The 4,992-nt window shown below is 66.2% G+C and carries 6 protein-coding genes; all 6 read left to right on the top strand.

Going from position 1 to position 4,992, the window contains the following annotated elements:
- The coding region (locus Q7T84_RS05325) for a riboflavin synthase (RefSeq protein WP_304806704.1) at positions 1 to 517 on the top strand (517 nt) is incomplete at its 5' end.
- 29 nt (positions 518 to 546) lie between these two features.
- Positions 547 to 1,011 carry a 6,7-dimethyl-8-ribityllumazine synthase gene (gene ribH, locus Q7T84_RS05320; RefSeq protein ID WP_304806703.1) on the top strand — a complete coding sequence of 155 codons (465 nt, stop codon included), beginning with the start codon at positions 547 to 549 and terminating at the stop codon, positions 1,009 to 1,011.
- On the top strand, positions 1,008 to 1,472 hold the full coding sequence (gene nusB, locus Q7T84_RS05315) for a transcription antitermination factor NusB (RefSeq protein WP_304806701.1): 465 nt from the start codon (positions 1,008 to 1,010) through the stop codon (positions 1,470 to 1,472). Before ribH ends, nusB begins: the two co-directional genes overlap by 4 nt.
- Positions 1,459 to 2,436: a thiamine-phosphate kinase gene (gene thiL, locus Q7T84_RS05310; protein ID WP_304806700.1), complete on the top strand. Its 978-nt coding sequence runs from the start codon at positions 1,459 to 1,461 to the stop codon at positions 2,434 to 2,436. Before nusB ends, thiL begins: the two co-directional genes overlap by 14 nt.
- 44 nt (positions 2,437 to 2,480) lie before the next feature.
- Complete coding sequence (locus tag Q7T84_RS05305) at positions 2,481 to 2,939, top strand: hypothetical protein (RefSeq protein WP_304806698.1); 459 nt, start codon at positions 2,481 to 2,483, stop codon at positions 2,937 to 2,939.
- A gap of 204 nt (positions 2,940 to 3,143) precedes the next feature.
- Positions 3,144 to 4,992: sodium-translocating pyrophosphatase (locus tag Q7T84_RS05300; RefSeq protein WP_304806697.1), on the top strand; the 1,849-nt coding region annotated here is incomplete at its 3' end.

Here is a 4,992-nt window from a genome sequence, read left to right as displayed (position 1 = left end):
GGTCGAGACGGGCTTCGACCTGTCGACCATCGACATGGGCGCCTCGATCAGCCACGCGGGCTGCTGCCTGACTATCGTCGAGAAGGGCGAGGGCTGGTTCGCGGTCGAGATCTCCGGCGAGACCATCAGTCTGACGACCCTGGGCGCGTGGAAGGAAGGCGACCCGATCAATCTGGAACGCGCCGCGCGCGTCGGAGACGAGCTGGGCGGCCACATCGTCTCTGGCCATGTCGACGGCGTCGGCGAAGTGGTTTCGATCGAATCCGAAGGCGGTTCGCACCGCGTGAAGGTGCGGGTTCCGCGACCGCTGCATCGTTTCATCGCGCCCAAGGGCTCAATCACCGTTGATGGCGTTTCCCTGACCGTGAACGAGGTCGAGGACGATGTCTTTGGGGTCAATCTGATCCCCCATACCTGGGATGTGACCACCCTGGGCCGGCTCCAGCCGGGCGCGAAGGTCAATCTAGAGATCGACATGTTGGCCCGCTATCTCGCCCGCTGGCGAGAAACGGCCTAAAGGGTCGAACTGAACAGAGACTGGACCCCATGCTCGAAGAGAAAATCCGCATCCTGATCGTCGAGGCGCGCTTCTACGACGACCTCGCCGATGAATTGCTGAAGGCTGCGGCCGACGTGATTACGGCCCATGACGCCGAGTACGACGTCATCAGCGTGCCTGGCGCGCTGGAGATCCCTGGCGCCATCGCTATCGCCGAAGAGGGTGGCAGCCGTCCGACCGGCCGTCGCTATGACGGCTATGTCGCGCTCGGCACGGTGATCCGTGGCGAGACCTATCATTTCGAGATCGTCTCCAACGAGTCGGCCCGCGGGATCATGGACTTGGCGGTCGGCAAGCGCCTGGCGATCGGCAACGGCATCCTCACCGTCGAGGACGAGGATCAGGCCTGGGCGCGCGCCAAGGCCAGCGAGGGCGACAAGGGCGGCGGCGCGGCGCGAGCTGCGCTCGACATGATCGAGCTGAAGCGCCAGTTGCTTGGCCAAGCTCGATGAGCCGGGCCCATAACCAGCGGTCGGTTGCGCGTTTGGCGGCGATCCAGGCGCTCTACCAGATGGAAGTCTCCGGCGTCGGCGTCGAAGCGGTGATCCGCGAATTCGCCGACCATCGCTTCGACCGTGGCGTCGAGGGCGACGCTGCGACCGAGGGCGACATGATGGCCAGCGCCGACGAAGGCTTCTTCGCCGAACTGGTCCGCGGCGTGGTCGAGAACCAGCGCGAGATCGACGCCGCCGTGATCAAGCGGCTGGCCTCCGGCTGGCGGTTGGAGCGGATCGACGCCACGGTGCGGGCGATCCTGCGTTCGGGCGCTTTCGAACTGGCCCACCGCTCCGACGTCCCGACCGAGGTGGTGATCGACGAATATGTCGAACTGACCAAGTCGTTCTTCGAAGGTCCCGAGCCCGGCTTCGTGAACGGGGCCCTGGACGCGGTGGCCCGAGATGTCCGCACCTGAAGCGCCGCAGGCCGGCGGGCCAGACGAGTTCGGGCAGATCGCCCGGCTCTTTCGTCCGCTGACCAACGGCGCTCCCGAGGCGCTCGGCTTGCTGGACGACGCCGCGGCGATTCCGTCGCGGCCGGGGTTCGACCTCATCGTCACCAAGGACGCGATGGTCGAGGGGGTGCATTTCCTCCCCGGCGAAGCGCCGGGCCTGATCGCACGCAAGCTATTGCGTGTGAACCTCTCCGATCTCGCCGCCAAGGGGGCCGAGCCCTATGGCTACTTCCTGGCCACCGCCTGGACGCCGGGCTTTGGCTGGAATGAGCGGCAAGCCTTCGCCGAGGGACTGCGCGTCGACGGCGCGGCCTATGGGCTGACCCTGCTCGGCGGCGACACGGTGTCGACCCCGGGACCGCTTACCTTGTCGCTGACCATGCTGGGATGGACGCCGAACGGCGCGATGATTCGCCGGGGCGGGGCGCAAGCCGGCGATCTCATTTGCGTTTCCGGGGTGATTGGCGACGGCTGGCTGGGTCTGAAAGCGGCGCGAGGCGAACTGGCTGATCCGGGCGGCTATCTCGCGGGGCGCTATCGCCTGCCGTCGCCGCGCGTCGAACTTCGCGAGGCCCTGCGTGCTCACGCCAGCGCCGCGGCGGACATATCGGACGGGCTGATCGCCGACGCCGGCCACATTGGCGAGGCCAGCGGTCTGGCGGTGCGGCTGGAGCTTGATCGCCTGCCGCTGTCGACGGCGGCGCGGGCTTGGCTGGACGCCCAGGATGATCGCGCCGGCGCCCTGCGTGATCTGGCGTCCGGCGGCGACGACTACGAAATCGTCTGCACCGTTCGGCCTGGGGCGGCGGCGCGAGCGCTTGGCCTCACCGTGATTGGCTCGGTCGCGGAAGGGGCAGGGATCAGTGTCACCGTGGACGGCGGCGATATCGCGCCGGGACCGGGCGGCTGGAAACACCCGCTTTAGCTTCCGAAAGCTTCCGGAAACCCCGGCTGTGCAAGGGTGTTCGGATGATCCGCCATGTTTTCGCAACCGCCGCCATTTTGCTCTCGATCGCCGGCCACGCCGTCGCTTCGGAGCCTGCGAAGCCCAAGGCGTCGGACGGCCAGTATGTGGATCTGGCGCCGGTCGCCCTGCCCATCGTCGTCGAGGGGCAACTGATCAACTACGTCTTCGTCTCGGCCCGGCTGCAACTCACGGCCTCCGCGGATGCGGCCAAGCTACGGGCCAAGGAACCCTTCTTTCGGGACGCCTTGGTGCGTGCCGCGCACAAGACGCCGTTCACCAACCCAAACGACTACACCGTGGTTGATGTCCCACGTCTGCAGGCCGTGCTGATGAGGGAGGCGACGGCCATCGCGGGCGGGAAGGGCGTCAAGGCGGCGGTCGTCATGTCACAGACCCCGAAGCGTCGCCTGGGGCTGCCCAAGCCGCCCACGGCGCCCCCCGCGTCGCAAGCCCGGCCCTAGCCTGGGCGCGTGGTGCGTTTGAACCTTGTTCAACGGGGCGTTGCGCGTCCTGGCTTCAACTGGCAACGTCTCGATTATTAATAAGGAGCGCCGGGTTCACGGGGCTCTACCGAGGGAAAAAACGAACAGGGCCTGGAGCGTCGAGCTCCGCCCATCCCGGGCGGCGGTTGGCGACTTCGTGCAATCGATAGGGGCGCTTAGAACATGAGTCTTACGCTTACGCTGGTGATCGCCGCCGGCTTGTTGGCGGTGCTCTACGGCATCGTTCAAACCGCATCGTTGTTACGTGCTTCACCGGGCAACGCCCGAATGCAGGAGATCGCCGCGGCGATCCAGGAAGGGGCGCAGGCCTATCTGCGTCGTCAGTACACCGCCATCGCCATCGTTGGCTTCATCATCCTCCTCGCCGTCGGCTTCCTGATCGGGCCGCTCGCCGCGGTCGGATTTCTGATCGGCTCGGTGCTGTCGGGCCTGGCCGGCTTCGTCGGCATGTTGATCTCAGTCCGGGCTAATGTCCGCACCGCACAGGCTGCTTCGGAAGGTTTGGCCCAGGGGTTGTCCCTGGCGTTCCGCGCTGGCGCGATCACCGGCATGCTGGTGGCGGGCTTCGCCCTGATCGGGGTGGCTGGCTACTATGCCATCCTGACCGGGCCGCTCGGCCACGAGAACACCAGCCGTGAGGTGGTCGACTCGATGGTTGCGCTAGGCTTCGGCGCGTCGCTGATCTCGATCTTCGCCCGGCTGGGCGGCGGCATCTTCACAAAGGGCGCGGACGTCGGCGGCGACATGGTCGGCAAGGTCGAGGCGGGCATCCCCGAAGACGACCCTCGCAACGCCGCCACCATCGCCGACAACGTCGGCGACAATGTCGGCGACTGCGCCGGCATGGCCGCCGACCTGTTCGAGACCTATGCCGTGACCACGGTCGCCACCATGGTCCTGGCCGCCATCTTCTTCCGCGACACCGACATAGTGAGCAACATGATGTTGCTGCCGCTGGCGATCTGCGGGGTGTGCATCTTGACCTCGATCATCGGCACCTTCGCCGTGCGCCTGGGCAAGTCCAACAACATCATGGGCGCGCTCTATCAGGGCCTGATCGTCACCGGCGTCCTGTCGGTGTTCGCGATCTATTGGGTCGTTCACCAACTGGTTCCCGGCGCGCTGACGGTGGGTGAGAAGACCTTCGACGCCATGAGCCTGTTCTGGTGCGGCATCACGGGCCTGGCGGTCACCGCCCTGATCGTGGTGATCACCGAGTACTACACCGGCACCGGCTTCCGCCCGGTGAAGTCGGTGGCCAAGGCCTCGGTCTCCGGCCATGGCACCAACGTCATCCAGGGCCTGGCCATGTCGCTGGAGTCCACCGCGGCTCCGGCGCTGGTTATCGTGGTCGGCATCATCGTCACCTACGGCCTGGCGGGGCTGTTCGGCATCGCCATCGCCACCACGGCGATGCTGTCGCTGGCCGGCTTCATCGTCGCGCTGGACGCCTTTGGTCCGGTCACCGACAACGCTGGCGGTATCGCGGAGATGGCCGGTCTTCCGCCGGAAGTGCGCGTCACCACCGACGCCCTGGATGCGGTCGGCAACACCACAAAGGCCGTCACCAAGGGCTATGCGATCGGTTCGGCGGGTCTTGGCGCCCTGGTGCTGTTCGCGGCCTATACCGAGGACTTGAAATACTTCGCCGCCAATGCTGAGCCGGGGTCGTTCTTCGATGGCTTGGGCACGGTGGCCTTCGACCTCTCAAACCCGTACGTGGTGGTGGGACTGTTGATCGGCGGGCTGCTGCCCTTCCTGTTCAGCGGCATGTCCATGACCGCCGTGGGCCGGGCCGCCGAGTCGGTCGTCGAGGAAGTTCGTCGTCAGTTCCGTGAGAACCCCGGAATCATGACCGGCGAGGTGAAGCCCGAATACGGCCGCGCCGTCGATATCCTCACCAAGGCGGCGATCAAGGAGATGATCGTGCCGTCGCTGCTGCCGGTGTTCTCGCCGATCGTGCTGTTCATCATCATCAACATGATCGCTGGCAAGGTGAACGCCTTCGCCA

It is taken from the genome of Phenylobacterium sp., assembly GCF_030654915.1.
Lineage (GTDB): Bacteria > Pseudomonadota > Alphaproteobacteria > Caulobacterales > Caulobacteraceae > Phenylobacterium.
The sequence above is the reverse complement of the archived record's forward strand: the minus strand, read 5'-3'. Positions and strand labels throughout refer to the sequence as shown.